21 protein-coding genes are annotated in these 26,513 nt (G+C 66.2%); 9 read left to right on the forward strand and 12 right to left on the reverse strand.

Translation table 11 applies throughout. From position 1 onward, the window contains the following. The first annotated feature begins 530 nt into the window (after positions 1 to 530). The gene (locus ACQR1F_RS06750; RefSeq protein ID WP_316181556.1) at positions 531 to 1,190 is read left to right on the forward strand and encodes a hypothetical protein; all 660 of its coding nucleotides are present in this window, start codon (positions 531 to 533) and stop codon (positions 1,188 to 1,190) included. Positions 1,191 to 1,238: 48 nt separating this feature from the next. Here ACQR1F_RS06750 and ACQR1F_RS06755 read toward each other — a convergent pair whose 3' ends face one another. Together ACQR1F_RS06755 and ACQR1F_RS06760 are read right to left on the reverse strand one after the other, a co-directional pair. Next, a complete protein-coding gene (locus ACQR1F_RS06755) occupies positions 1,239 to 2,228 on the reverse strand; it encodes an alpha/beta hydrolase (protein ID WP_434887156.1) in 990 nt (329 codons plus the stop codon). A 12-nt stretch (positions 2,229 to 2,240) separates the two neighbouring features. Continuing rightward, positions 2,241 to 3,173: an MBL fold metallo-hydrolase gene (locus ACQR1F_RS06760; protein ID WP_434912723.1), complete on the reverse strand. Its 933-nt coding sequence runs from the start codon at positions 3,171 to 3,173 to the stop codon at positions 2,241 to 2,243. A gap of 84 nt (positions 3,174 to 3,257) precedes the next feature. On the opposite strand from ACQR1F_RS06760, the gene ACQR1F_RS06765 reads away from it, so the two are divergent. The 4 genes from ACQR1F_RS06765 to ACQR1F_RS06780 all read left to right on the forward strand — a co-directional run bounded on the left by ACQR1F_RS06765 (position 3,258) and on the right by ACQR1F_RS06780 (position 7,268). Further along, positions 3,258 to 4,211 (forward strand): LysR family transcriptional regulator, encoded by a 954-nt coding sequence (locus tag ACQR1F_RS06765; RefSeq protein ID WP_434912724.1) that lies wholly within the window; start codon positions 3,258 to 3,260, stop codon positions 4,209 to 4,211. 210 nt (positions 4,212 to 4,421) lie between these two features. Then, positions 4,422 to 5,633 carry a molybdopterin molybdotransferase MoeA gene (locus tag ACQR1F_RS06770; protein WP_434912725.1) on the forward strand — a complete coding sequence of 404 codons (1,212 nt, stop codon included), beginning with the start codon at positions 4,422 to 4,424 and terminating at the stop codon, positions 5,631 to 5,633. A gap of 205 nt (positions 5,634 to 5,838) precedes the next feature. Continuing rightward, positions 5,839 to 6,537, forward strand: a complete 699-nt coding sequence (lexA, locus tag ACQR1F_RS06775) for a transcriptional repressor LexA (RefSeq protein ID WP_006611089.1) — start codon at positions 5,839 to 5,841, stop codon at positions 6,535 to 6,537. Between the two features lie 290 nt (positions 6,538 to 6,827). Continuing rightward, positions 6,828 to 7,268: a hypothetical protein gene (locus ACQR1F_RS06780; RefSeq protein WP_434912726.1), complete on the forward strand. Its 441-nt coding sequence runs from the start codon at positions 6,828 to 6,830 to the stop codon at positions 7,266 to 7,268. Between the two features lie 388 nt (positions 7,269 to 7,656). Here ACQR1F_RS06780 and ACQR1F_RS06785 read toward each other — a convergent pair whose 3' ends face one another. Beyond that, a complete protein-coding gene (locus tag ACQR1F_RS06785) occupies positions 7,657 to 9,960 on the reverse strand; it encodes a ComEC/Rec2 family competence protein (protein WP_434912727.1) in 2,304 nt (767 codons plus the stop codon). Between the two features lie 142 nt (positions 9,961 to 10,102). Here ACQR1F_RS06785 and ACQR1F_RS06790 point away from each other — a divergent pair, with 142 nt between their 5' ends. Then, the gene (locus ACQR1F_RS06790) at positions 10,103 to 10,315 is read left to right on the forward strand and encodes a hypothetical protein (RefSeq protein ID WP_316181296.1); all 213 of its coding nucleotides are present in this window, start codon (positions 10,103 to 10,105) and stop codon (positions 10,313 to 10,315) included. A gap of 30 nt (positions 10,316 to 10,345) precedes the next feature. Here the strand turns inward: ACQR1F_RS06790 and ACQR1F_RS06795 are convergent, their stop codons facing one another. Then, the gene (locus ACQR1F_RS06795; protein ID WP_434912728.1) at positions 10,346 to 12,034 is read right to left on the reverse strand and encodes a glutamine--tRNA ligase/YqeY domain fusion protein; all 1,689 of its coding nucleotides are present in this window, start codon (positions 12,032 to 12,034) and stop codon (positions 10,346 to 10,348) included. A gap of 136 nt (positions 12,035 to 12,170) precedes the next feature. On the opposite strand from ACQR1F_RS06795, the gene gltX reads away from it, so the two are divergent. The 3 genes from gltX to ACQR1F_RS06810 all read left to right on the forward strand — a co-directional run bounded on the left by gltX (position 12,171) and on the right by ACQR1F_RS06810 (position 16,239). Beyond that, the gene (gene gltX / locus ACQR1F_RS06800) at positions 12,171 to 13,595 is read left to right on the forward strand and encodes a glutamate--tRNA ligase (protein ID WP_316237387.1); all 1,425 of its coding nucleotides are present in this window, start codon (positions 12,171 to 12,173) and stop codon (positions 13,593 to 13,595) included. A gap of 301 nt (positions 13,596 to 13,896) precedes the next feature. After that, on the forward strand, positions 13,897 to 15,201 hold the full coding sequence (gene gltA, locus ACQR1F_RS06805; RefSeq protein ID WP_315799743.1) for a citrate synthase: 1,305 nt from the start codon (positions 13,897 to 13,899) through the stop codon (positions 15,199 to 15,201). A 360-nt stretch (positions 15,202 to 15,561) separates the two neighbouring features. Continuing rightward, a complete protein-coding gene (locus ACQR1F_RS06810; RefSeq protein ID WP_434912729.1) occupies positions 15,562 to 16,239 on the forward strand; it encodes a phosphatase PAP2 family protein in 678 nt (225 codons plus the stop codon). Positions 16,240 to 16,810: 571 nt separating this feature from the next. On the opposite strand, the gene lpxB is transcribed toward ACQR1F_RS06810, so the two are convergent. The 8 genes from lpxB to dxr all read right to left on the reverse strand — a co-directional run bounded on the left by lpxB (position 16,811) and on the right by dxr (position 26,513). Next, positions 16,811 to 18,004, reverse strand: coding sequence for a lipid-A-disaccharide synthase (gene lpxB, locus ACQR1F_RS06815; RefSeq protein WP_434912730.1), 1,194 nt, complete (start codon positions 18,002 to 18,004; stop codon positions 16,811 to 16,813). Beyond that, a complete protein-coding gene (locus ACQR1F_RS06820) occupies positions 18,001 to 18,855 on the reverse strand; it encodes an LpxI family protein (protein WP_434912731.1) in 855 nt (284 codons plus the stop codon). The genes lpxB and ACQR1F_RS06820 overlap by 4 nt, the downstream gene beginning before the upstream one ends. A gap of 4 nt (positions 18,856 to 18,859) precedes the next feature. Beyond that, on the reverse strand, positions 18,860 to 19,669 hold the full coding sequence (gene lpxA, locus ACQR1F_RS06825; RefSeq protein ID WP_434912732.1) for an acyl-ACP--UDP-N-acetylglucosamine O-acyltransferase: 810 nt from the start codon (positions 19,667 to 19,669) through the stop codon (positions 18,860 to 18,862). A 29-nt stretch (positions 19,670 to 19,698) separates the two neighbouring features. After that, positions 19,699 to 20,157, reverse strand: coding sequence for a 3-hydroxyacyl-ACP dehydratase FabZ (gene fabZ / locus ACQR1F_RS06830; RefSeq protein WP_315799738.1), 459 nt, complete (start codon positions 20,155 to 20,157; stop codon positions 19,699 to 19,701). Next, on the reverse strand, positions 20,157 to 21,224 hold the full coding sequence (gene lpxD / locus ACQR1F_RS06835) for a UDP-3-O-(3-hydroxymyristoyl)glucosamine N-acyltransferase (protein WP_434912733.1): 1,068 nt from the start codon (positions 21,222 to 21,224) through the stop codon (positions 20,157 to 20,159). Before lpxD ends, fabZ begins: the two co-directional genes overlap by 1 nt. 135 nt (positions 21,225 to 21,359) lie before the next feature. Next, a complete protein-coding gene (gene bamA / locus ACQR1F_RS06840; RefSeq protein WP_434912734.1) occupies positions 21,360 to 23,924 on the reverse strand; it encodes an outer membrane protein assembly factor BamA in 2,565 nt (854 codons plus the stop codon). 174 nt (positions 23,925 to 24,098) lie between these two features. Beyond that, the gene (rseP, locus tag ACQR1F_RS06845; RefSeq protein WP_434840118.1) at positions 24,099 to 25,250 is read right to left on the reverse strand and encodes an RIP metalloprotease RseP; all 1,152 of its coding nucleotides are present in this window, start codon (positions 25,248 to 25,250) and stop codon (positions 24,099 to 24,101) included. Positions 25,251 to 25,289: 39 nt separating this feature from the next. Continuing rightward, complete coding sequence (gene dxr / locus ACQR1F_RS06850; protein WP_434912735.1) at positions 25,290 to 26,513, reverse strand: 1-deoxy-D-xylulose-5-phosphate reductoisomerase; 1,224 nt, start codon at positions 26,511 to 26,513, stop codon at positions 25,290 to 25,292.

Consider the following 26,513-nt stretch of genomic DNA (forward strand, 5'->3'; position numbering starts at 1 on the left):
AGGCGGTGGCGCGCCTTCGCGCCAGCCTTGAGGCCGGCCGATCACCGGTCTACAAAAAAGACAGTTGCTCCCCGGTGCTCCGGCTTGTTGGCCACCGTCGCCGTCGGGCTCATCATCACCCGCCGGCTTGGCATCAGCGTCGGGATGCCAGGACCACGCGACTTCACGTCCGCGCCATGCCGTCCGTCCACATGCCGAAGCACGCTGCGACACGTCGCGGCCACCGCATCCCGCGCTCCACGTCCGTGACGATCGCGAAGCGCCCCTCCTGTCGAGCACGGGACCAAATCAGCATAGCAGACTTTTCCGAAAAAGCGAATCCTAAATTCGGCCGCCGGCAACGGCGCCGTCCGGCCCGCCTCCCGGCGCGTCCGCTGGCCGCGGACGGCCCGACCGCCTAAGCTGTCCGCTCCTGCACGCCCGCCGCCCGGAAGAACCGAATGCCCCTCGACATCATCTGTTTGCGTGACCGGCCCGACCTGATCCCGCGCGTGTTCTCGCCCGAGCTCGATGGTCTTTGGCCCCCCTTCATGCGTCAGGACCGGACCGCAATGTTGTACTTCGACCCGCCCGTGTTCGACCACTATTTGGACTGCGCCTATGCGGCGCTGGCCGGTAACGAGGTGGTCGGACGCGGCTTCGCCATTCCCTTCGCCTTTGGCATCGAGGGCCGCCGGACGCTGCCGGATGCGGGCTGGGACGAGGTGATCCGCTGGGGTCACGAGGATCGCCTGCTGGGGCGGCAGCCGACGACGATGAGCGCGCTCGAGATCGCGCTGCTGCCGAAGGCGCGCGTGCCCGGCAGCTCGCTCGCCATGCTGGCGGCGCTGAAGGACGGCGCGCGCGCAAAAGGCTTTGCCGAGCTGTACGCGCCGGTGCGGCCGAACCAGAAGCATCTGGTGCCGCGGACGCCGATGCGCGCTTATCTCGATCAGCGGCGCGAAGACGGCCAGCTCGCGGATTCCTGGCTGCGCACGCACATCCGCATCGGCGGCGAGATCGTCAAGATCGCGCCGTGCTCGATGACCATCGTCGGCACGCTCGCCGAGTGGTCGCAATGGACCGGCGTGACCTTCGATCGATCGGGTGAGATCGAGATCCCCTGTGCTCTCGTGCCTGTGCTCGCGTCGGTCGCGCACGACCATGCCGCCTATGTCGAGCCGAATGTCTGGATTCGACATCCGCTCTAACAGACCGCACGAAAGCCGTCCGCCCGTTGCAGATCGTCCGCGCCATGATCAACGCGCCGGCACGGCGCGTTCGTCGAGAAATCCGATCACTGCATCGAACGCCTGCTGTCGATTCCGTTCCATCAGGACCATGTGCGTGCCCTGGCCGATCTCGACTAGGCGCTTGTACGGCGCGCTCGCGAGTCGAACGAACAGGTCGTGCGCCATCTCGAAGCTGACATCCACATCCCATTCCGCCGAGAGCAGGAGAACCGGGCAGTTGATGCTGCCGGGATCATAGGTCGGCCTGGCCGCGGTCCAATGCGCGCGGACGTCCTGTACCGCGCCCGAGGGCGCGCGGATCGCGTCGGGGTACGGCGAGTCCGGATCGGTCGCGAGCGTCGCCTGCGCCCAGGTCTCGAACCAGCCGTCCGGAATCAGCTTGTCCCGCGCGTGCTCCGGAGCGGCGCCGCGCCATGCCGCCTCGAACGCGCGCGGGGTGACGATCCGATAGGCGCCGAGCGGTCCGCCGGCGTCGATGCGCAGCGGCTCGCTCGACAGCCAGAGCGGCGTCACCAGGATCAGCTTCTCGAGCTTCGCGTTCGCCGCGCTCGCGAACATGCCGGCGATCGTGGCGCCCCAGGACATGCCGAGCACATTGACGCGCGGGATATCGCGATGCCGGCGGATGAAATCCACTGCGGCAGAGAAATCGTCCACGGCGGTCCACGCATTGGCCAATGGAGAACCTTCCTCTGGCGCGCGCGACATCTCCGGCGGCCGGCTGGAGCCGCCGTAGCCGCGCGCGTCGACGGCCCAGACGTCGTAGCCGGCCTGCGCCAGCACATCCATGAAGGAGGCGCCATCGACCGCGACGTCGAACAGGCTCGCGGACGAAAAGGTGGCGCCGTGCATCATCACCAGCGTGCGCTCGGCCGAGAAGCGTTGCAGGTCGTGCCGGCGCTTGTTGATGAGCTGAAGCTGGACGTCGGACACCGGACCTTCGATCAGGCGGCGCTCGGAAACGATGCGCGAGGAGAACGTTGCATTATCGATCATGGCCATCTCGGATCAGGCGAAGTGCCAGGCAAACCGGTCGCCGTCGCGGCTGACGCGCCCGGCCGAGGACTCGGCGAAATGGGTGGTGAACACGAGGGAGCCGGTCTCCGCGGCATGGTTCATCGCCCATAGCCGTGAGGTCCGCGCCGCCTCCGGGAATTCGCAATAGACCGAATTCCAGTCCGGATGCGCGACCTGCATCGGATGATGCAGCACATCGCCCCAGAACAGCGCGCGCTCGCCACGCGAGCTGAAGCTGATGCAGGCGTGATCGATGCTGTGACCGGGGCTCGGCACAAAACGGAAGCCGTCGACGACCTCGCTGCCATCGACCGTGATCTCGCGCGCGAGGCCGGCCTCGACGATCGGCAGCACGCTGTCTTCGTAGACCCCCGGCATCGGTGGATGCAGCATGGGTCCGAGCCCGGCCGCATCCCTGATCGCGGCGTCCGAGCCGTCGCCGGCCGAGAGGGCGGCGACATAGGCGCGCTCTCGGCCCGAGAAAACGTGCTGGGCGTTCGGAAACACCGGCATCCAGCGGCCATCGGCAAGCTGCGTATTCCAGCCCACGTGATCCGCATGCAAATGCGTCATCAGGACGAGGTCGACATCGTCGGGGGCGACGCCGGCCGCCCGCAATCGGTCGAGGAACGGCTCGTTCAGGCGATGCAGAACGGCCGCGCCGGGCCGCTCCTTGTCGTTGCCGGTGGCCGTGTCGATCAGCACCACGCGCTCCGGCGTCCGCACCAGCCAGCTATGGATGCTCAGGCGCAGCGATCCCGTGCGCGGATCGACCGATCCCGGCCCGAAACGGCCGCGTTCGCGGGCGATGCTGGCGGCGTCCACGCCTGGAAACAGAAACTCCCCCTCGACCGCATCGAGACCGATCTCGAAAATCCTGCTGATGGTGGCGTCCCCGACGCGATAGGTCGTGATGTCCTGCATGTTTGGCGGCCTCGATCCGAACGGTGATCTTGTCTGGGCCGAGATCTACGATTAGGTCATGCATTCCTCAAATCGATCCAACTCATGCAGTCCATCGATCATTTCGATCTTCGCTCCTTCGACCTCAATCTGCTGGTCGCGTTCGACGCGCTGATGCAGGAGCGCAGCGTGACACGCGCGGCGGCGCGCCTGAAGGTGGGGCAGCCGGCGATGAGCCATTCGCTGTCGACGCTTCGCGTGCTGCTGCAGGATGAGCTGTTCGTCCGCGTCGGCACGATCATGCAGCCGACCCCCAAGGCTGCGGTGCTGGCCGGACCGGTTCGGGCGGCGCTGGCCCAGATGCAGGCTGCGTTGCACGCCGCACCGGAGTTCGACCCAGCGACCGAGCAGCGCACCATCCGCTTGGGATTCTCGAGCGAGGTCGAGCTGCTGCTGATCCCCGAACTCACGGCGGAGCTGCGTCGAACGGCGCCCGGCGTGCGGCTTCTCAGCCGTCCGACCGAACGCAACGAGGTGCATCGTCTGCTCGACGAGGGCGCCTTGGATGTCGGCGTCGGCTGCTTCGAGGCGGTGGCGCTGCGGCACCGATCCCAGTTCCTGTTCGAGCAGGCGCTGAGCTGCGTCTACAATCCAAAGCGCATCGCGATGAAAGCGCCGATCGGCCTGGATGCCTATCTGTCGCTTCCGCACGCGCTGGTGACGCTGACCAACAGCCTGCAGGGCTGCCTGGAGGCGGCGCTGGATGAGATCGGGACCGAGCTCAACGTGGTCTCGGCCTCCTCGGATTTCCTCAGCGTGCTGGCGACGGTGGCCGCCTCACCGGTGATCACCACGATCCCGACCCGGATGGCAAGGCTCTACGGACCCCGGTTTGGGCTGGCGCTCTGTCCGGCGCCGTTGAAGTTGCGGCTGCCGGCGGTCTCGATGGTCTGGCCGCTGCAGCTCGACCGCGATGCCGCATCGGTCTGGCTGCGGAACATGGTGGCAAACATCCTGCACACCACCGAGCGCGCCGCCTGTCGCGCGGCTGCCGGATAGCTCCGTCTGGACTCCGTGTGCACGTGAGCAGATCGCGACTGCCCCCCGGCATGATTGCAGAGTTTCTCGCGCGATCGTGAGGCGTCGGGCCGGGCGACACACCTTCAGGCGATCGGAACGCAGAGAGGGGTTAGGCCCTTGGCCGCGCCGTGCGCGTTCGGTTAGAACGCGATTCAGTCGATCTGCCCGTCTTCGTCCGAAGGTAATCCCATGGCCCTGATGCCGGTCTCCGATGCGTTGTCCGCGGTGCTCGCCGGCACCGAGCCGCTGGCTGAGGAAATGGTCGGGCTGGACGAGGCCTATCACCGCATCCTGGCCCGCGACCTCGCGGCGCTGCGGACGCAGCCGCCCCAGGCGATGTCGGCGATGGATGGCTATGCGGTGCGCGCGGCCGACGCAGCCAAGGCCAAGGCGCGGCTGAAGGTGATCGGCGAGGTCGCGGCGGGACGGCCGTTCGATCGCGTGGTCGGGCCCGGCGAGGCGGCGCGGATCTTCACCGGCGGCGTTGTCCCCGCAGGCGCCGACGCGGTGGTGATCCAGGAGGACACGATCGCCGAGGACGGCCATGTCGTGATCACCGAGGCCGCGATCACAGGCCGGCACATCCGGCCGGCCGGCGTCGACTTCCACCAGGGCATGGTGCTGCTGAAGGCCGGGCGCCGACTCAGCGACCGCGACCTATCCCTGGCGGCCAGCATGAATCATCCGGCGCTGCCGGTGCGGCGGCGGCCGAAGGTGGCGCTGCTCGCCACCGGCGACGAGCTGGTGATGCCGGGCTCGACGCCCGGCCCGGGGCAGATCGTCTATTCCAACGGCTACGGCTTGCGGGCGCTGGTCCGCAGCGAGGGCGCGACGCCGATCGATCTCGGCATCGCCGCGGATACGATGGAGGCGACGGTCGCTGGAATCCGGCGCGCCCGCGCGGCCGAGGCCGACGTCCTGATCACGACCGGCGGCGCCTCGGTCGGCGATCACGACCTGGTCAAGCAGGCGCTGGAGGCCGAGGGCGTCGAAATGGCGTTCTGGAAGATCGCGATGCGGCCGGGCAAGCCGATGATGCACGGACGGCTCGGCGACATCAGGGTGATCGGACTGCCCGGCAATCCGGTGTCGTCCTATGTCTGCGCCATCCTGTTCATGGTGCCGCTGATTCGGCGCCTGCTCGGCCGCGACGAGGCCGTGATGCCGCGCGAGACCGCCCTGCTCGGCCGCGAGTTGGGGGCGAACGATTCGCGCGAGGACTATCTGCGGGCGCAGCTCAAGGAGCGCGCCGACGGCACCCTGGTCGCAACACCGGTGACGCAGCAGGATTCGTCGCTGCTCGGCAATCTCGCGCTGTCGCAGGCGCTGGTGATCCGGCCGGCGTTTGCGCCGAAGGCGCCTGCCGGCAGCCCGTGCGAGATCCTGCGCCTGCCGAACTGAGCCGCTTCCCCGGTAAAGCCCGGTCCGTTCATCATATTTTTAGGATTGCGGAACACACATCGAACATATAGTGTCCGTTCATGATTTGTTTTTAGTATGTTGCGGGCGACGCGATGACGGTCCGACTCCAGGGCGCTCTCAGCCGGCTTGTGCTCAAGGCGCAGCTCCTGGACTCGGACGACAACAAACCGGGGACCAGGTCGAGATGCTGACGCGCAAACAGTACGAACTTCTGCGGTTCATCAACGAGCGGCTCAAGGAAGCCGGCGTGCCGCCGTCCTTCGACGAGATGAAGGATGCGCTCGATCTGCGTTCGAAGTCCGGCATTCATCGCCTGATCACGGCGCTCGAGGAGCGCGGCTTCATCCGCCGGCTGCCGAATCGCGCCCGCGCGATCGAGGTGATCAAGCTGCCCGAGCTGTCGCAGGCCGCGGGCAACCGTCGCGGCTTCACGCCGTCGGTGATCGAGGGCAATCTCGGCAAGGTGCGCACCAGCACTCCCGCGCTGGACGATGGCGAGCGCCCCGTGGCGGTGCCGGTGATGGGCCGCATCGCCGCCGGTACCCCGATCGAGGCGCTGCAGACGCGCAGCCACACCATCAGCGTACCTGCCGACATGCTCGGCAACGGCGACCACTACGCGCTCGAGGTGCGCGGCGACTCGATGGTCGATGCCGGCATCCTCGACGGCGACATGGCGCTGATCCAGCGCAACGAGACCGCCGACACCGGCGACATCGTGGTGGCGCTGATCGACGATGAGGAAGCCACCTTGAAGCGCTTCCGCCGCCGCGGCGCATCGATCGCGCTGGAGCCGGCCAACACCGCCTACGAGGTGCGCATCTTGCCGCCGAACCGGGTGAAGATCCAAGGCAAGCTGGTCGGGCTGTACCGCAAGTACTGATCGCGAATGGGATCGGTCGATCGGCGGCGGGCGCACGCGCTGTCGCCGCCGAGCGAGAAGCCAGCCAAGCTGGAAGCAGCCAGCAAAATACGCCACACGCGAATGCACTTCATGATGTGCAGCGCGGCATGCTCAAACGCTTGTGATCGGCCGCGGGCACACGCGATGCAGATCAGCGCAGAATTGCCGCGAAGCGCGCGCTAACATCACCATCGATGTCCACTCTGATAGAGGCCTGCGCCTGTCCGGGGGGAGCGTGGGTCGGCTATCTCTCAACGAGGAGCGATCCGATGTGTGACTACAGCCTCCATGCGGTTGCGTCCCGTCCCGCCAAGGTCGGCGAGACGTTGATCTCGATGACCTTCCGTGGCACCGCCACCCGCGGCTTCGCGTTGGAGAGCGAGCCGACCGTCGCAGTCTGCATGCTGCCCGGCACCGAGTTGGCCTTCGCCGAGGACGTCCGCTACGACAGCCGCTGGCTCTGGACCCGGACGATCCGCGAGCGCGTCGCGAAGTTCAACAGCATCGAGACGCACATTCCCGATCGCCATCACGACGCGATCGAGTTCGCCGACGGCCGCCACGTGCTGGTGACCCAGCTCTGCGAGGGCCAGCGCGTCACCGTGCTGCAATTGCCGGTCAGCAAGCAGCCGGCAGAGCGTCGCCCGGACATCGCCGAGGATGTGCCGACGTCGCCGGCCACACCGATTCGCCGCATCAGCATCACCTGAGGGTCTGCGCGTCGGCATTTCTGTCGGTCGTGAGCGCGCTTTCGACGGTGGGAGACTTGGTCAACTTGGGTTCTGCAAGCGCAAAGTCCTCTCGGGCGAATCTCACGCCCCGGCATCGCATCGGATAGGAACGACATCCCTCGGCCGGCATTGTTTGCCGGGGGAGCTTGCCGCCGTGGTCAACAAGATCGATTGGAACAAGGCCGGACGGATCACCGAGCCCGGCCGCTACATGCTCGCGTTCGGATGGCTGACGGTCACGGCTGATGACGTCGCCATCTGGCAACGCTATCCGGGCGCTGCTTTCACGCTGGTCGAAGGGCCCTCGCTGTTCGATGGACCAGACGACACCGAGTATCATCTCGGCACGTTCGAGCTGCCCGGGCGCTCAATCCTGCTCGCCCTGCTCCGTCTCCGGCGGCGTCGCGTCCTGAAGCCGCGCGGCCGGCGCACGCGGCGTCAGCGTCGTGTCGAACTCGCCGGCCTCGGCGGGCGCCGGCCACCATGGGCGGTCAGTGCCGCCGGCGCGCGCCGGCGTCACGGCGAAGCCTTTGCCCTGCTGCACCAGCAACAAGGCGCCCTGCTGCCGCAGCCGCTCGCGATCGATCACGGCCGCCGCGCAGGATGACGGCGCGGCGCGCGCGGTGACGATCAGCGCGACACGGGCGCAATCGTCGGCGAGCGCCTCAGCGCGCAAGGTCATGGCGGCGAAGCGGCCGTCGGCCATCGCGACCACGCAGCCCGCCTCGTCGCAGGAGACGCCATCGGCGAGCGAGGCGTCCGCCGGCAGCCGGGCATCGGCGTCGGCCGCGAGCCACTCCTTGGTGGCGAACACATCCTTGCCGGCGCGCATCACATGCAGGCGTCCGTCACGGCCGCGCACCGCCACCGCGCGCCCATCGCCGGCGACCAGGACGTCGGGCAGCGGCGTCGCGGCCGCCCAGACGGTGGCGGCCGAGAGCATCACGGCGCCCAACCAGCGCAGCGGTGTGCGCAGCAGGCCGATCAGGATGACGCCCAGGCTGGCCAGGATCAGCGGGCCGATGCCGAAGGCCGGGATGCGCCCGACCGCGCCCGGCAGCGCCGCCACCCAGCGCGTCACCGCGATCATCCAGTCGATGCCGAGGCCCATCAGCGACCACCAGATGCCGTCCAGGCCGAACGGCGCCGCCAGCAGGCCCATCAGGCCGGCCGGCATCACCAGCGCCGAGACCACCGGCATCGCCGCGAGATTGGCGAGCACGCCATAGGGCGTCACGCGATGGAAATGGAAGGCGGCATAGGGCGTGGTCGCGAGCCCGGCGATCAGCGAGGCCAGCAGCAGCATCGCGAGCTCGCGCCCGCCCCACAGCGCGACGCGCTGCGTCGTGGAGCTGTCCGGCGTCGCGAACAGCCTGGGCAGGCCGAACTGCACCAGCGCGACCAGGCCGAGCGTTGCCGCGAACGACATCTGGAAGCTCGGATGCACCAGCGCCTCGGGGGCTGCGATCAGCACGATCATCGCCGCGACCGCGAGCGTGCGGAAAGTGACGGCGCGGCGGTCGACCATGACCGCGATCAGCACCACGGCCGTCATGAAGAACGATCTCTGGGTCGCGACCTCCGCGCCTGAGAGCAACAGATAGAACGCCGCCGCGACCAGCGCCGCGGCCGCCGCCCATTTCTTGATCGGGTGGCTGACGGTAAGGCCTGGGATCAGCGCCAGCAGCGCGCGCACGGCGAAGAACACGACGCCGGCCACGACCGCCATGTGATAGCCTGAGATCGACAGCACATGGCCGAGACCGGAGACGAACATCGCGTCGTTGACATCGGGCGTGATGGCGTCGCGCCGGCCTGTCAGCAGCGCGGTGGCAATCGCCCGCTCGTCGCCCGACAGGCGGGCGCGGATGCGTGCGTCGATCGCGTCGCGCAGGCCCTGCATGGCCGCCGCATAGCCCAGGCCGAAGCCGACGGCCTGGGGCGGCGGCGCCGTCGTGATCGCGCCCATCACGAAGCCGGAGGCGCCGATGCCCTGGAAGAACATGTCGCGCGCGAAATCGTAGGAGCCCGGCCGCACCGGGGCCATCGGCGGCAGCAGCCGCGCCTTGAGCTGCACGAAGCTGCCGACCTCGGGCGCCGCGCCCTTGCGCACCGCGAGCCGCACGCGCGCCAGCGTGATCGCGTTGCGCGGGCTCTCCATCGCGGTGACGCGCAGCACGATGCGGTCGCTGCGCTCGCGGATGTCGCGCGCCTCGACGAAGCCGGACAGCGCCACCGAATACAGCGGCCGCGCCAGCACCGGATGCGCCACCCACGCGGTCTTGATGGTCGCGGTGGCAAAGCCGCACGCCGCCGCCGCGATCATCACGGCCGCCGGAAACAGCCGATGCCGCCGCATCATGATGGCGACGAGGCAGAGCAGCGCCGCCGCGATCGCGGCGATCCAGAGCACAGGCTCGTGATCGGCGGTGAAATACAGCGCGATGCCGGCCCCGAATGCCACCGGCACCCAGGGCAGCAGCCGGCCCGCCCCGGCCTCCTCGGCCGCCCAGATCTTGAGGCGCGCGGCGAATGCCGACGAGGCACTCGAGCCGACCGCGGGCCAGCCGCCGGCCAGCGCGCCCCGCGGCGGCCAGACGTCGGCCATCACGCCCGCGATCCCGCGCCGCCCTCCTGGACGTCCTGCTGGCGGCCTGACCGGCTCCGCCATTGCCAACACCACCCGCTACCCGACCGGGCGGGAAGGCTATCGGAAGCTGCGCGAGGCCGCCTAGCAGAACGGAACGGGAATCCTGGCTTTCTGCACGCGCACCTGGCTTGGAACTTTTCGCATCGCACGCGCTTATCGGAGTATGGACCCTAAAGGTATTGACGACCCCTTCGCCGATCTCGCGCTCGAGAGGGCGATCCACCTCCGCTGGACTCTCCGGGACATCAAGGCCCACCGGCTCACGCTGTCCCCAGTCGCCGAGGAAGACCTCTCGCTCCTCGCCGAGCGCGGGCTCGTCGAGCTCACCGACGGTGTGCCGACCCTGACGAACGCCGGCCAGGACGCGATCAGCTGAGCTGCAAGCGTCCCGCGGCTTCCGCTCGCCTCAGCCCTTGGCGACCTCCTTCGCAAACGTGTCGCGCAGGCCGATGGTACGATTGAACACGAGCTTGTCGGGCGTCGAGTCCGGATCGCGCACAAAGTAGCCCTGGCGCTCGAACTGCATCGGCGCGTCCGAATTGCTCGCGGCGATCGCCGGCTCGATGCGGGCGTCGGTCAGCACTTCCAACGAGTTGGGATTGAGATCGGCGGTGAAGTCGGCCGCATTGGGGCTCGGATTGGCGAACAGCTGATTGTAGATGCGGATCTCGGCCTTCAGCGACTGCGCCGCCGGCAGCCAGTGCATCGTCGCCTTGACCTTGCGGCCATCGGGCGCGTTGCCGCCCTTGGTGGCCGGATCATAGGTACAGCGCAGCTCGACGATCTCGCCGGCGTCGTTCTTGATCACGTCGCGGCACCTGATGAAATAGGCGTAGCGCAGCCGCACCTCGTTGCCCGGGGACAGCCGGAAGAACTTCTTCGGCGGGTTCTCCATGAAGTCGTCCTGCTCGATATAGAGCTCGCGGCCGAAGGCGATCTTGCGCGTGCCGGCGGAAGCGTCGTCGGGGTGGTTGATCGCCTCGAGCTCCTCGACCTGGCCTTCCGGGTAGTTCTCGATCACCACCTTCAAGGGCCGCAGCACCGCCATCCGGCGCTGCGCCGTGCGATTGAGCTCCTCGCGAATGCAGAATTCGAGCATGCCGACATCGACGATGCTGTTGGCCTTGGCGATGCCGATGCGCTTGATGAACTCGCGCACCGCCGCCGGCGGCACGCCGCGGCGCTTCAGCCCGGCGATGGTCGGCATGCGCGGATCGTTCCAGCCGGACACATGGCCGTCCTGCACCAGCCGCGTCAGCACGCGTTTCGACAGCAGCGTGTAGGTCAGGTTGAGGCGCGCGAACTCGTACTGGTGCGGATGTGACGGCACCGGCAGCTTGTCCAGGAACCAGTCATAGAGCGGACGATGGTCCTCGAATTCGAGCGTGCAGATCGAATGCGTCACGCCCTCGATCGCATCCGACTGGCCGTGGGCGTAGTCGTAGCTCGGATAGATCTTCCAGGTGTCGCCGGTGCGCGGGTGATGGGCGTGCAGGATCCGGTACAGCACCGGGTCGCGCAGGTTGATGTTGCCGGCGGCCATGTCGATCTTGGCGCGCAGCACGCGCGCGCCGTTGGGAAATTCGCCGGCCTTCATGCGCCGGAACAGGTCGAGATTCTCCTCGACCGAGCGGTCGCGGAACGGGCTGTTCCTGCCGGGCTCGGTCAGCGTGCCGCGCGCCAGCCGGATCTCCTCCTGCGTCTGGTCGTCGACATAGGCCAAGCCGGCCTTGATCAGGCCCTCGGCCCAGTCGTAGAGCCGCTCGAAATAGTCCGAGGCGAAGAACAGGTTGTCGCCCCAGTCATAGCCGAGCCAGCGCACGTCAGCCTGGATGGAGTCGATATATTCCTGCTCTTCCTTGGTCGGATTGGTGTCGTCGAAGCGCAGATTGCAGCGGCCGCCGAACTCCTGGGCAATGCCGAAGTTGAGACCGATCGACTTGGCATGGCCGATATGCAGGTAGCCGTTCGGCTCCGGGGGGAACCGGGTGACGACCGTCTTGTGCCTGCCGCTGTCGAGATCGGCCTGGACGATGTCGCGGATGAAGTCGCGCCCTGCCTCTGCCGTCGCCGCCGTGTCTGTCGTCGTGGTCATCAAGAATATCCTGCTCCGGAATTTGGCAGCCTATCTGCCAAATCCGCCTCCCCCAAGGAAGGCTTTAGTTATGCGATAGGCCTGCTATACACCCCCCGCCCTTCATAGCCCCTGCCTGGATTTCGTGCTGCCGCCCATGACCTCCCCGATCGTCACACGCTTTGCCCCCTCTCCGACCGGCTTTCTCCACATCGGAGGTGCCCGGACGGCCCTGTTCAACTGGCTGTATGCGCGGGGCCGCGGCGGCAAGATGCTGCTCAGAATCGAGGACACCGACCGCGAGCGCTCGACGACGGCGGCGATCGACGCCATCCTCGACGGGCTGAAATGGCTCGAGCTCGGTTGGGACGGCGAGGTCATCTACCAATATAGCCGCGCCGCGCGCCATCGCGAGGTCGCCGAGCAACTGCTCGCCAGCGGCATGGCGTATCGCTGCTATGCCACCGCCGAGGAGCTGACGGCGATGCGCGAGAAGGCGCGCGCGGAAGGGCGCACCCGGCTCTATGACGGGCTGTGGCGCGACCGCGATCCCAAGGAGGCGCCCGAAGGCGTCAAGCCGACGATCCGGCTGCGGGCGCCCCTGACCGGCGAGACCGTGATCGAGGATCAGGTGCAGGGCCGCGTGGTCTGGCAGAACGAGAACCTCGACGACCTCGTGCTGCTGCGAGGCGATGGCAATCCGACCTACATGCTGGCGGTGGTCGTCGACGACCACGACATGGGCGTCACCCACATCATCCGCGGCGACGACCATCTGATCAACGCCGCGCGCCAGAAGCAGATCTACGATGCGCTCGGCTGGACGGTGCCGTCGATGTCGCACATCCCGCTGATTCACGGGCCCGACGGCTCGAAGCTGTCGAAGCGCCACGGCGCGCTCGGCGTCGACGCTTACCGCGCGATGGGATATCTGCCGTCGGCGCTGCGCAATTACCTGGTACGGCTCGGCTGGAGCCATGGCGACCAGGAGATCTTCTCCACCGAGGAGATGATCGAAGCTTTCGACCTGCCGGCGATCGGCCGCTCGGCGGCGCGCTTCGATTTCGCCAAGCTCGAGAACCTCAACGGCCACTACATCCGTCACAGCGACGATGCGGCGCTGGTGCGGCAGTTCGAGGACGTGCTGAATTACGTGCCGAACGGCGCGGCTCTCAAAGCCAAGCTCAACGACGCCACGCGCGCGCAGCTCACTTTGGCGATGCCGAGCCTGAAGGAACGCGCCAAGACACTCTTGGAGCTGATCGACGGCGCCGCCTTCATCTTTGCCGACCGGCCGCTTCCGATCGACGCCAAGGCCGCCGCCCTGCTGACGCCGGACAGCCGCGCCTTGATCGGCCGGCTGCATGACGCGCTGGCCGCTGTCGAGTCCTGGAGCGGACCGGCCACGGAAGCCGCGCTGCGTGCGTTTGCCGAGGCCAACAATCTCAAGCTGGGCGCGGTGGCGCAGCCGCTGCGCGCGGCGCTCACCGGCCGAACCACCTCACCCGGTATTTTCGACGTTCTGGCAATCCTGGGGCGTGATGAATCCTTGGGCCGTCTGGAGGACCAGACCACCTCATAAGGTCTCATGGACCCCCATCTTGCAGCGCACAGGGCAATACGATACGCATTTGCGCGGCACCCGCTGGTTTTCCCGGCTCGGACATTCTTCACACGTTGCGGCGGGCTCGTTGAGCGATGTTTGGGCCGAAGGACACTAGTAAGCATAAGATTCCAGTACGGTTTCGGATTTGACCTTCTTAAGCTGTTGGCAGCGACAGTGACGCGAATGTCAAAGCCGCCGCACTAGATAAAGTCCACCCGCCCTGCCATCTCTCACAAAGAACAAGGGCCAAGCCTAACGATCTCATCGGGGACAAACGATGGACGCAAAATCCGCAAGCAAGACCGCGACGCTCACCGTCGGCAACAAGAATTTCGATCTTCCGATCCTGAGCGGCACCGTGGGTCCCGACGTCATCGACATCGGCAAGCTCTACGCCCAGACCGGGATGTTCACCTATGACCCCGGCTTCACCTCGACCGGCAGCTGCCAGTCCAAGATCACCTATATCGACGGCGACGCCGGCGTCCTCGAATACCGCGGATATCCGATCGAGCAGCTCGCCGAGAAGGGCGACTTCCTGGAGACCTGCTATCTGCTGCTGTACGGGGAGCTCCCCACCAAGGCCCAGAAGCAGGATTTCGACTATCGCGTGACCCACCACACGATGGTGCACGAGCAGATGTCGCGCTTCTTCCACGGCTTCCGCCGCGACGCGCATCCGATGGCGGTCATGGTCGCTTCGGTCGGCGCGCTCGCCGCGTTCTACCACGACTCCACCGACATCAACGATCCGAAGCAGCGCATGATCGCGTCGATGCGGATGATCGCGAAGATCCCGACGCTGGCGGCGATGGCCTACAAATACACCATCGGCCAGCCCTTCGTTTATCCGAAGAACTCGCTGTCCTTCGCCGAGAACTTCCTGAACATGTGCTTCGCCGTGCCGTGCGAGGAGTACAAGCCGAACCCGGTGCTCGCCGACGCGCTCGACAAGATCTTCATCCTGCACGCCGATCACGAGCAGAACGCCTCGACCTCCACGGTGCGCATCGCCGGCTCGTCGGGCGCCAACCCGTTCGCCTGCATCGCCGCCGGCATCGCCTGCCTGTGGGGCCCGGCGCATGGCGGCGCCAACGAGGCTGCGCTGAACATGCTGGCCGAGATCGGCACCGTCGACAAGATTCCGGAATTCATCGCCAAGGTGAAGGACAAGAACAGCGACGTGCGCCTGATGGGCTTCGGCCATCGCGTCTACAAGAACTACGATCCGCGCGCCAAGATCATGCAGAAGATGTGTCACGCGGTGCTCAAGGAGACGGGCCACGCCGACGATCAGATGCTCAAGGTCGCGCTGGAGCTGGAGAAGATCGCGCTCAGCGATCAGTACTTCATCGACCGCAAGCTCTACCCGAACGTCGATTTCTACTCGGGCATCACGCTGAAGGCGATGGGCTTCCCGGTCTCCATGTTCACCGTGCTGTTCGCGGTCGCCCGCACCGTCGGCTGGATCAGCCAGTGGAGCGAGATGATCGAGGATCCGCAGCAGAAGATCGGCCGTCCGCGCCAGCTCTACACCGGCGTGACCACGCGCAGCTACGTCGAGATGGACAAGCGCGGCTGATCGCGCCCGCCGCGAGACATCAAATCACCAAAGGCCCGTCCAGCACGCTGGATGGGCCTTTTTCGTTACGGCTGGATGCTCTTGCGCCGAAGCTTGGGATGCGTCGCAAAGATCGGCAACGCGGCAGTCCCAACCGTCGATCGGCGAACCGATCAGCAAGACGGGGGGACGGCGCCACGGCGTAGCCTCTCGACGAGGACCGTCTCGGGCTGATGCTGGAGACATGATCATGTGGGACCGGGCATACGACGACGCCGCGGGCGGCAGGGTTAACCAAAATCGCATGTTCTGCTTGCTGCCGATTGACGCAGTCTGCGAGTGATGGCTGTCCCGCAGTTATATTTAGACTTGGCTAAGGAGATGACCGGCAATTTGGATCAGGACCTGTTGCTTGGAATGAACGCGCTCGCCGGAACGCATGCCGGTCTCTATGAGCTTGCGACCAATTCCCTGTTCAGAGGAATTCCGATATTCGGCTCGCTGGTCGCGCTGTGGTTCGTGGACGATTGTGCAAAGCGCCGGAGTCGCATGCTGGCAGGGCTGCTCGGAGTCTGCCTGGCGACGATGCTGTCGGTCTGGCTCCAGTTTCACGTCTTTGTCCACACGCGTCCTCTCCTGGACCCGGCGCTTCATGTGAACTCCATCGCCGTACCCTGGAACTGGGACCGCCAGAGCTCGTTTCCCAGCGACACCGCGACGTTGTTCTTCGGCCTCGCGACGGTGGTGTTCATCGAGAACAGATGGGCTGGATGGCTTTGCTTTCTTTGGGCGACCGTCGTCGTTGCGCTATCCAGGGTCGCCTTTGCGTTCCACTATCCAAGCGACGTGATCGGCTCGTTGGTCCTTGGCGTGGCATTCGTCGTGCTTTTCACCAGGCCTTCATATCCGCGCGTCATCATCGAACGTATGCTCGTTACGCTCGGCAACCGCATGTATCTGGTGCATGCATTCCTCTTCGTCTTTTTGGCCGAAGCCTCGAATTTGTTTCTGAGCTTGGAGCAGCTCGGAAAAGATCTCGTGCGAATGGTGCACTCGTAGAGCTTCGAGCCGCGGAACAAAGGCCGACTGCCGATTGAGCCGCGACAGCCCGTTAAAAGTGTCCAAGGCAACGGACGCGCTCACACGAACGACCAGCTTTCTTGTGGAGCAGTTGAAGTGAGCGACTCGGCGAGCCGCCGTAGGTGGGCAAAGCGGTCGCCGCAAGGCGGCAGCAGGCCCACCGTCGCGCGGCGCGTTCTGTCGGCGAGTCGCTGGACTCATCGCCTATCCGTCGGCGGCACGCCAATCGTCGGTCGCCAACCTTGTGGACGTCGGGCTGCGTCGCTCTGATCCCGCGGCGTAACGCGGCATACCTCGCACGGCTGCGTCGAAGGCCACACGGATGTCAGTTTGGCTGAAATTCCGGTCCCATAGCTCTGTCATCAAGGTGCCGATGATCTCGTTCAGCGGCGCAGGCAAACTGTGAGGGTTTCGCGCAGACAATTCCGCGCATCGCAATGCGAACGTGTACGCGGCATCGGCGCATTGTCCCTCCCAGGGGAGATCGTCTTGGTCGACCATCGTTTTACACCTCTCGCGGCGCTTAGACTGTAGCTCGGACTCGACCTGATTAGTTCCCTGCCCGTCCCCCGCGCATCGTCTCCAGCACGATGTCGGCGGCGCGCATGCTCGGTGACGATGCGCCGGTCGACATGATGGCGTCGAGGCGATTGAACGCCTCGACCTGACGCGCGCGGATCGGACCGTTGCTCAACAGATCCGCCAGCACGGGCACGAGATTGTCGGCGGTGCAGGCTTCCTGCAGGAATTCCGGGATGACGTTGTCGCCGATCACGAGATTGGCGAGGATCACGGATTGGACCTTGATGAGACGTCGCAAGATGAAGGCTTCGACCTCGCCGACCCGATAGGCCGTGACCATCGGCACTCCGGAGATCGCGAGCTCCAGCGTGACCGTGCCGGATTTGGCGAGCGCCGCATGGGCGCTCCTGAAAGCGGCCCGCTTCTCGGCCTCGGCGGTGACGATCTGCGGCGCGACCTCCCAGTTCGCTACCCCTGCCCTCACCGCCGCTTCGAGATGCGGCGTGGTCGGCACCACGGCCTCGAACGCGACGTCCTGCGCCCGCAGCCGCGCCAGCGTCTCACCGAAGACGGCGATGTGACGCGCGACCTCGCTGCGCCGGCTTCCCGGCAGCACGAGAAGAATCGGGGGTTTGGCGTCACGGCGCTGCTGCTCGGCCGCATTCGGCCGGAGCGTTGCAAGCTGCTCGATCAGGGGATGGCCGACATAGGTGCAGGGCGGGCCGCCGAGCCTGCGGAACGCCTCCGGCTCGAACGGCAACAGACCCAGCACGTGATCGACATAGCCGCGCATCGCCCTGGCACGGCCTGGCCGCCACGCCCACACGGTGGGGGCGACGTAGTTCACGATCGGAATCGTGGCGTCGCGGGCACGAACCTTCTTCGCCACCCGCTGGGTGAAATCCGGGCTGTCGATGATCACGAGCACGTCGGGCTGAGCTGCAACGATCGCATCCGCCGTGCCGCGGATCAGGCGCAGGATCTTCGGGAGCTGCTTCAGCACCGCCGTAAAGCCGACGATCGAGAGCTCCTCGATCGGAAACATCGAGACCAGCCCCTCGCCGATCATGCCGCGGCCACCGACGCCGGAGAATTCGACGCCGTCGCCGAGCCGCTGGCGCAGCACCTTCATCAGACTGGCGCCGAGGCGGTCGCCGGACTCTTCGGTCGCGACCAGGCAGATCCTTCGGATGGCCGGGGCCGCCGGAGGCTGCGGCGTCACGCGCTCACGCCCGTGATGAACACCCCCGCCCGATCGGCGGCAGCCACCGTCTCCTGGGGATCGGCGAGCAGGGTATAGGCGGCAGCCACGGCGACTCCGGCGAGACCCGCGGCTGAAAGCCCCTCGACGGTGCGCGGCCCGATGGTCGGCAGGTCGTAGCGGAGGTCCTGGCCGGCCTTGGGCGCCTTCACCAGCACGCCGCGCCCGGCGGCAGCACGAATGCGGCGATCGGCGCGCAGCCGCGCCACGCGGGCCAGCAGCCCGTCGGTGCCCTCGATATCCTCGAGCGCAACGACGTGGCCGTCGATCACGACCACCGCCTGCCCGACATCGAACGGCGCCATGGCGCGGAGCACGGACATTCCTTTGGCGATGTCGCCGGTCACCAGATCGGTGGGCCCGCTCCGCGTCAGCCGTCCTTCGGGCACGAGCAGATTGGGGGCGACGTCCTTGACGCCGATCATGTGAAAGCCGTGGCGCTCGAAGATGCGGCCGACGCCGGACAGCAGATGATCGTCACCGCCGCGAAAGGCCGACCAGATGTAGGGCAGCTCGCGCAGCGTGCCCCAGTCGAAGCGGATCTCCGACACGGCCGGACGAACGAGATTGCCGATGAACATGAGATCGCGGACGCCCTCGGCCTTCAGCAGCTTCAGGGCATTGCCGAGCTGCCCGAGGCCGATCCAGTGATGCCGGAAGCGCGCCAGCGGCTTTGGATCGCAGATGCCCTTCAGGGCGAACAGCACCGGCGTCTGGCCGCGCGCGACGATGGCGTCGGCGACCGCGAAAGGCAGCACCCCGCCCGCGGCGATCATGCCGATCGGCGGAGAGGTGTCGGCGGCGGGCGCCATGGCGCTACGGCTCGATGGCCGGCCTGCCGATCTCGGGCAGGCACAAGGCGCGATGTCGGCCGCCATCGATGAAGGCGAGAATCTCGGCAATCGCGGGATCCTCGCCAGCGAGCGGCTGCACCGCCGCGAGGCGATCGGCGAACACGCCCGGACCGTGGAACAGCTTTTGATAGAAGGCACGCACCGTGGCGAGGCGCTCACGGGTGAACTTGCGGCGCTTCATGCCAATGACGTTGAGACCTTCGAGCGCGGCATACTGACCGTTGGCGAGGCCATACGGAATGATATCGCCGCGTACGCCGCAGACGCCGCCGACCATCACGCCGTGGCCGATGCGGGTGAACTGATGCACCGCGGACAGGCCGCCGATGTAGACGGCATCACCGACCTCGACATGGCCGCCAAGTGTGGCCGAGGTTGCGAAGATGACGTTGTCGCCGACCACGCAATCGTGGGCGACATGGGCGTTGTTCATGAAGAAGCCGGCATTGCCGACCTTGGTGAGACCGCCGCCCTTGGTGGTGCCGATGTTCATCGTCACGCCTTCGCGGAAGGTGCAGCCGGAGCCGATCTCGAGCCGATGCGGCTCGCCGCGATAGCTGAGATCCTGCGGCGCGCCGCCGAGCACAACAAAGGGCGAGATCACGTTGTCATCGCCGAGCGTGGTGTGGCCCATGATCTGGACGTGGCTGATCAGCTTGCAGTTGGCCCCGATCACGACGTTGGGGCCGACGATGCAGTAAGGACCGATCACGGTGCCCTCACCGATGACGGCGCCATCCTCGACGCGTGCGGTGGGATCAATCTTGCTCATTTCGACGCAATCAACTTTCTACCAGTCCGTCAGTCGGTCAGCATCGCGCCGACATCGGCCTCGGCGACGACGACGCCGTCGACCTTGGCATCGCCGTGGAACCACCACATCGTCTTGCGCCGGCCAATCGAGCGCATGTGGTACTCGATGGTCTGGCCGGGCAGCACGGGCTTCCGGAACTTGCACTTGTCGATGGTGAGGAAATACACCGCGCGCGGCTTTTCCGTGCCCTCGACCGACTTGATGCCGATCACGCCCGCCGTCTGCGCCATGCCCTCGATCATCAGCACGCCCGGATAGACCGGCCGTTCCGGGAAATGGCCCTGGAAGCACGGCTCGTTGAACGAGACGTTCTTGACGCCGATGCCGCTGTAGTCGGCCCGGATGTTCTTCACGCGGTCGATCAGGAGAAACGGGTTACGGTGCGGCAGCGTCTTCAGAATCTCGTTGATGTCGATGTCCGCAAACCTGATGGGTGACTCGTCCATCACTCCCGCCCCTCGTCCCTGTTCGCCGCCGTCTGATCGCGCACCAGCCGTTCCACGGCGACGATCTCGCGGAACCACTGCTTGGTCGGCTTGGCGAAGAAGCCGCCCCACCGGCCGTTCGGCGGAATGTCGTCCTTGACGCCGCTCATCGCGGTCACTTGGGCACCATCGCCGATCGTCAGGTGATTGTTGATACCGACTTTCGCTCCAAGCGCGACGTTGTCGCCGATCGTGAGGCTGCCTGCCAGCCCGATCTGGGCCGCCAGCAGGCAATGCCGCCCGATTGTGACATTGTGGCCAATCTGCACCTGGTTGTCGATCTTGGTGCCCTCGCCGATGACCGTGTCGCGCAGGCTGCCACGATCGATCGTCGTGCCGGCGCCGACCTCGACGTGGTTCTGGATCAGCACCCGCCCGGTCTGCGGCACCTTGGTGTGCCCATCCGCGCCGAAGAAGATGAAGCCGTAGCCGTCCTGGCCGATGCTGCAGCCGGGATGGATCAGGACGTCATTGCCGATCAGCGCGCACTGAATGACGGTGCGGGCGCCGACATTGCAGTCGCGACCGATCTTGACGTGGGGGCCGATCACAGCACCCGCACCAACGATCGTCCCCGAGCCGATCTCGACATGGGCGCCGATCACCGCCAGCGGCTCGACGATGACGCCGTCCTCCAGCCGCGCGGTGGGATCGATGATGGCTTGGGGCGAGAGTCCGTCGTCGCCGAACCAGGGCTGCGGCCGCAGTGCGTCGGCATGGAACTCACGCGCAAGCTGCACGAAGGCGCGGAACGGCTGATTGGCGCGGACCACCGCGACATGGGACGGCACGCGCGCCTCGAATCGGGGACTGACCAGGCAGGCGCCCGCCTTGGTCCCGGCGAGCTGGTCGGCGTATTTAAGGTTGTCGAAAAACGCCAGATGCATCGGGCCGGCCTCGTCGAGCGACGCCAGTCCCTTGATCACCTGCTCGCCGCGGGACGGGTCGACCAGGGTCGCCTTGGCGGCGACTGCGATCGCCGCCAGCGTCGTGGGCGGCGGCGATTGGAAGAAGGTCGGCTGGGCCATTCCGTCGTACTCTCGGGACAAGTCGTACTCTCAGGACAAAAAGTCAGAGCCCGGCTCCGGTGTCCCGGAACCGAGCTCCCATCTCTTACACCGGCGGGGTTGGTCGACGCCAACCCGGATTCGATCGGCCCAGGCTCAGAACGAGGTACCGCCGCCGAACCGGAATTCCTGCGTCCGGTCGAACTGACCCTTGGTGAGCGGGATCGCGTAGTCGAAGCGCAGCGGACCGAACGGCGACGCCCACACCAGACCCACACCGACCGACGTCCGGACCGTATTCTGGTCGTCGAACTGCAGGCCGAGGCAGGTGCCGGCGTTGTTCGGGTTGCGCGTCGGCTTGACACAGCCCGCCTGGTTGACTTCGCCCGTCAGCGCCCAACCCGTCGTCCCCTGATAACCCCACAGACCGCCCGCATCGGCGTAAACAGCACCCTTCAGGCCCGTCTCCTTGGGCAGGAACCAGAACGGCATCTGCAATTCGAGCGAAGCGCCCCAATACTTGGTGCCGCCAAGCGCATCCTGCGTACCGAACGGATTGATGTCACGCGGACCGATGCCGTTCGGGGCGAAACCACGAACCAGGTTCGGACCCATCTGGAAGTGATCGAGCATGCGCAACTGCGTGTTGCCGATCTTGTTCAGGATACCGCCCTGGAGGTGGACGATGCTGACAATGTCCGACACCAGCGGGGTGAAGTACTTCGCATCGAACGCGGTCTTCAGGTACGACACGTCGCCGCCAACACCCGCGAAGTCCTGCTTGAAGTCGACCAGCAGGCCGTCGGTCGGGTTCTTGGTGTTGTCGAGCGTGTTGTAGTTCAGCGTGTAGCCCAGCGCCGAGGTCAGCGTTGCCCCCCCCGCCAGCTCCTGACGCACCGGCAGCGAGGCTTCACCATTGGCGAAACAGCCCAGGCCGTTGTTGCCGGTCGGATCGACGCCGCCCAAACCACCCTGCGCCGTCGGCGTGTTGATGAAGGCTGGCGTCGGATTGAACGGCACGAAGCGGTTACCTATCAGGGATCCAGCAGCGACGTTGTTACAGTCCGACAGCGTCGTCGGCAGCGTGATCTCCTGGCGGTAGATCGAGTAACGCAGCTGCAGCGACAGGTCTTCACGCAGCTGGAAGCCGAGGCGAGGGCTGAAGCCGAGCGTCTTGGTGCCGTAGGAGATGAAGTTGTTGGCGAGCTGCTGGCGCTGATACAGGTCGAGGCCCAGCGCAACCCGGTAGTCGAGCAGATAGGGCTCGACGAAGGACAGCGAGTAGCCGCGGGCGAACTGGCCGTAGGTCACCGACGCCTTGGCGAACAGGCCGCGGCCCAGGAAGTTGCGCTCGGAGATCGAGACCTCGGCCAGTGCGCCGTCCGTGGTCGAGTAGCCGCCGGAGATCGAGAAGTCGCCCGTGGATTTCTCTTCCAGGTTGACGTTCAGGACCACCCGGTCGCTCGACGAGCCCGGCTCGGTGACGATCTTTACGTCCTTGAAGAAGTCGAGGTTCTTCAGGCGGCGCTCGGCACGGTCCACCAGGGCGCGGTTGTAGGCGTCGCCCTCGGAGATGTCGAACTCGCGGCGAATGACGTAGTCGCGGGTGCGGGTGTTGCCGCGAATGTTGATGCGCTCGATATAGGTGCGCGGGCCCTCGTCGATGGCGAACACGACCGACACGGTGTGGGCCTCGAAGTTGCGATCACCGCGCGGGCGGACCACCGCGAACGCGTAGCCGCGCCGCGATGCCTCGATCTGCATCTCCTCGACCGATTTCTCGATGTTCTCGACATTATAGAGCGAGCCGACGCTGACGCGCGAATAGCCGCGCAGCGTGTTGCCGTCGAGCGTCGCGATCGACGACTGGAAGTCGACCGAACCGACCCGGTACTGCTGGCCTTCCTCGATCTTGAAGGTCACGAGGAAGCCCTTGCGCTCCGGATCGTACTCGCTGAGCGCGGCCACGACCTGCACGTCGGCATAACCGTTCTTCAGGTAGAAGCGGCGAATCAGGTCGCGATCGGCCTCGACACGGTCCGGATCGTAGACGTCGCCCGAGCCGAGGAAGCTCAGGAGGTTGGTCTCGCGGGTCTTGATGACGTCCTTGAGGCGATAGGACGAAAAGGCGTTGTTGCCGACGAACTCGATCGACTTCACGCCGGTCTTGGCGCCTTCCTCGATCGTGAAGATCAGGTCGACGCGGTTGTTCGGCTGCTCGATCATCTCCGGCGTGACGCGCACGTCGTAACGGCCCGAACGGCGGTAGATCTCCGCAATGCGCTGGGCGTCGGACTGCACCATCGGGCGCGAGAGCGTGCCGCGCGGCTTCGACTGCACTTCCGCCTGGAGCTGCTCGTCCTTGACCTTCTTGTTGCCTTCGAAGGCGACGCGGCCGATCACGGGGTTCTCGACGACCGTGACGATCAGGCGCCCACCCTGGCGATTGATCTTCACGTCGGAGAACAGGCCCGTCTCGATCAGCGCCTTGAGGCCGTCATCGACCCGACCGGCGTCGAGCGTCCCGCCGGGGCCCGGCTTGAAGTATGAGCGGATGGTCTCCAGCTCGACGCGGCGGTTGCCGACCACTTCGATCGAGTTGACCGTCTGCGCCGCAGCTGGCGACGAAAGAACCACGCTCGCCAGCGGCAAAGCCACCGGTCCGGCGAACATGATAAAGGCGGCCGCCAAGCCCCCCCGCACCCGCAATCCGAACTTCATGCGCTACGCGCCCTTATATTCCGTTGCCGGTTCCGTACCCCTACGAACCCGACAGATTCCCATTTGTCGTTCGCTTGTAGCCAATTTGGACCCGACGGCAAACGCCGGATCTCTCTGAATTTTCAAATTCGTTTCAAAACGTTGCCTAACGGCCACGTCGTAAAAAAGCCGCGCTCAGGACCCGGCGAGGTGAAGGATATCGTTATAGGTTGCAAAGACCATGAGCATGAGGACCAGCCCGAGGCCGATTCGGAACCCCATCTCCTGCGCCCGCTCCGACAGCGGCCGGCCGCGGACGGCCTCGACCCCGTAGAACAACAGGTGTCCGCCATCGAGCAGCGGAACCGGGAACAGGTTCAGCAGCCCGATCGAGACCGACAGCGTCGCGCACAGCTGCACAACGAACTGGAAGCCGAGGCTGGCCGCCTGTCCCGAGAGTTGAGCGATTCGGATCGGACCGCCGACGTCGCCGGCACTCCCGGCGCCCGCGAACAGCGAGGCGATGAACTTGAAGGTCGTGGAGATGATGAACCAGACCTGCTCGAAGCCGATCTTGATCGATTCGAGGAACCCGACCGGGATCGACCGCGATTCGTCCGGCTTGGCGTTGTACTGGATGCCGAGCACGCCGATCCGGTGGCTGTTGCCGAACAGGTCCTTGACCTCCTTGAGCGCCGGCGTCGCCTTGAGGGTGAGTTCCGTGCCGTCCCGCTTGACCAGGAAGGACAATTCCGTGCCGGCGCTGACCGAGACGACGCGCTGCATGTCGGCGAAGGTCTCGATCGACCGGCCGTCGATGGCGGCAATGATGTCACCGTCCTTGAAGCCGGCGGCGGCCGCGACGCTGTCCGGCTGCACCGCATCGACCCGCGGGGTCGTGTTCGGCTTGCCGAAATACAGCGCCATGCCGGCGAAGATGATGACCGCCAGGATGAAGTTGGCGATCGGGCCGGCCGCGACGATCGCGGCGCGCTGGCCGACGGTCTTGTGGTGGAAGCTGTCGGCGCGCTCCTCGGCCGTCATCTTCGCGAGCGCCTCGGCCGACGGCGTCGAGGCCTCGGATTCGTCGCCGAAGAACTTCACGTAGCCGCCGAGCGGGATCGCCGAGATCTTCCAGCGGGTGTTGTGGCGGTCGTTGAAACCGATCAGTTCTGGGCCAAATCCGAGCGAAAACGTCAACACCTTCACGCCGGCCCAGCGTGCGATCAGGAAATGGCCGAGCTCGTGGAAAAACACCACGATCGTCAGCACGAACAGGAACGGGACGATGTAGCCGAGAAGGCCGTGGCTCAAGGTATTGAAGATATGGTGGAAAAATTCGGACATCGATGACCTTCCCGACGGGCCAGCGGCCCATCCAACCCGTTAAGATGCTTTTGCGGCGATTTGAGGCAAGAGGCCCGCGGCCCTTTTTCGCGCATCATGGTCAATGGCGATGGCGTCGTCCGCGGACGTCAGAGGTGCCAAATTACCTGAGCGCGTCCAGCTCTCGAGGGTCGCCTCGACCAGGCGGGCGATCGCACCAAAGCGGATGTGGCCGCCGATGAAGGCCGCGACGGCGACCTCGTTGGCGGCATTGAACACCGTCGTCGCACCGCGCCCGGTGCGCAGCGAATCGTAGGCCAGCCGCAGACCGGGGAACCGCTCGAAGTCCGGGGCCTCGAAGGTCAGCGTGCCGATCTTGGCGAGATCGAGTCGGGCCGACGGACCCTTGATGCGCTCCGGCCAACCTAGGCAATGGGCGATCGGAATCCGCATGTCCGGCGCGCCGAGCTGTGCCACCACCGAACGGTCCGAGAACTCGACCATGCCGTGGACGATGGACTGCGGGTGCACCAGGACGTCGATCTCGTCGGGCAACAGCGCGAACAGGTAGGACGCCTCGATCACCTCGAGGCCCTTGTTCATCATCGAGGCCGAATCGATCGTGATCTTCTGGCCCATGCTCCAGTTCGGATGCTTCAACGCCTGTGCCAACGTCGCCTGCTCGATATCGGCCGGCGCCCAGGTGCGGAACGGGCCGCCGGAGGCGGTGATGATCACCCGCACCAGCTCCTCGCGATTGCCCGAGGACAGCGCCTGGAACAGCGCGTTGTGCTCCGAATCGGCCGGCAGGATGCAAGCGCCGGCCCGGGCGGCCCGCTCCATGAAGAAATCGCCGGCACAGACAAGGCATTCCTTGTTGGCGAGCGCCACGGTCGCGCCGCGGTCCACTGCGGCGAGCGCCGGCTTGAGGCCAGCGGCGCCGGAGACGGCGGCCATGACCCAGTCGGCGGGACGGGCTGCCGCCTCGATGATGGCGCTCTCCCCTGCCCCGCATTCGATCCCGGTGCCGGCCAGCGCATCGCGCAGCTCGTCGAGGCCGGCCGGATCGGCCACCGCCACGAAGCGCGGGTTGAACTCTCGGGCCAGCTTCACCAGGCCCTGGACGTTGCTGTTGCCGGTCAGCGCCTCGACCCGGTAGCGCTCCGGCGCGCCGCGCACGAGGTCCATGGTCGAATCGCCGATCGAGCCGGTGGCGCCGAGCACGGTGACGCTGCGCACCTCCGCGACACCGGCCTTGTTGTTCCGCAATGGCACTGCGCTCAT

The sequence above is a fragment of the Bradyrhizobium sp. HKCCYLS3013 genome (assembly GCF_051167615.1).
Classification (GTDB): Bacteria; Pseudomonadota; Alphaproteobacteria; order Rhizobiales; family Xanthobacteraceae; genus Bradyrhizobium.

Bases quoted from the DNA above. Each gene is read 5' to 3' on its own strand.
- ACQR1F_RS06820 (WP_434912731.1), bottom strand. From the start codon at position 18,855: ATGGCGCCCGCCGCCGACACCTCTCCGCCGATCGGCATGATCGCCGCG.
- ACQR1F_RS06780 (WP_434912726.1), top strand. From the start codon at position 6,828: ATGTGTGACTACAGCCTCCATGCGGTTGCGTCCCGTCCCGCCAAGGTC.
- ACQR1F_RS06760 (WP_434912723.1), bottom strand. From the start codon at position 3,173: ATGCAGGACATCACGACCTATCGCGTCGGGGACGCCACCATCAGCAGG.
- ACQR1F_RS06765 (WP_434912724.1), top strand. From the start codon at position 3,258: ATGCAGTCCATCGATCATTTCGATCTTCGCTCCTTCGACCTCAATCTG.
- ACQR1F_RS06785 (WP_434912727.1), bottom strand. From the start codon at position 9,960: ATGGCGGAGCCGGTCAGGCCGCCAGCAGGACGTCCAGGAGGGCGGCGC.
- fabZ (WP_315799738.1), bottom strand. From the start codon at position 20,157: ATGGACGAGTCACCCATCAGGTTTGCGGACATCGACATCAACGAGATT.
- ACQR1F_RS06790 (WP_316181296.1), top strand. From the start codon at position 10,103: ATGGACCCTAAAGGTATTGACGACCCCTTCGCCGATCTCGCGCTCGAG.
- bamA (WP_434912734.1), bottom strand. From the start codon at position 23,924: ATGAAGTTCGGATTGCGGGTGCGGGGGGGCTTGGCGGCCGCCTTTATC.
- ACQR1F_RS06795 (WP_434912728.1), bottom strand. From the start codon at position 12,034: ATGACCACGACGACAGACACGGCGGCGACGGCAGAGGCAGGGCGCGAC.
- rseP (WP_434840118.1), bottom strand. From the start codon at position 25,250: ATGTCCGAATTTTTCCACCATATCTTCAATACCTTGAGCCACGGCCTT.
- lpxD (WP_434912733.1), bottom strand. From the start codon at position 21,224: ATGGCCCAGCCGACCTTCTTCCAATCGCCGCCGCCCACGACGCTGGCG.
- lexA (WP_006611089.1), top strand. From the start codon at position 5,839: ATGCTGACGCGCAAACAGTACGAACTTCTGCGGTTCATCAACGAGCGG.
- ACQR1F_RS06770 (WP_434912725.1), top strand. From the start codon at position 4,422: ATGGCCCTGATGCCGGTCTCCGATGCGTTGTCCGCGGTGCTCGCCGGC.
- gltX (WP_316237387.1), top strand. From the start codon at position 12,171: ATGACCTCCCCGATCGTCACACGCTTTGCCCCCTCTCCGACCGGCTTT.
- gltA (WP_315799743.1), top strand. From the start codon at position 13,897: ATGGACGCAAAATCCGCAAGCAAGACCGCGACGCTCACCGTCGGCAAC.
- dxr (WP_434912735.1), bottom strand. From the start codon at position 26,513: ATGAGCGCAGTGCCATTGCGGAACAACAAGGCCGGTGTCGCGGAGGTG.
- lpxA (WP_434912732.1), bottom strand. From the start codon at position 19,669: ATGAGCAAGATTGATCCCACCGCACGCGTCGAGGATGGCGCCGTCATC.
- ACQR1F_RS06810 (WP_434912729.1), top strand. From the start codon at position 15,562: ATGACCGGCAATTTGGATCAGGACCTGTTGCTTGGAATGAACGCGCTC.
- ACQR1F_RS06755 (WP_434887156.1), bottom strand. From the start codon at position 2,228: ATGATCGATAATGCAACGTTCTCCTCGCGCATCGTTTCCGAGCGCCGC.
- ACQR1F_RS06750 (WP_316181556.1), top strand. From the start codon at position 531: ATGCGTCAGGACCGGACCGCAATGTTGTACTTCGACCCGCCCGTGTTC.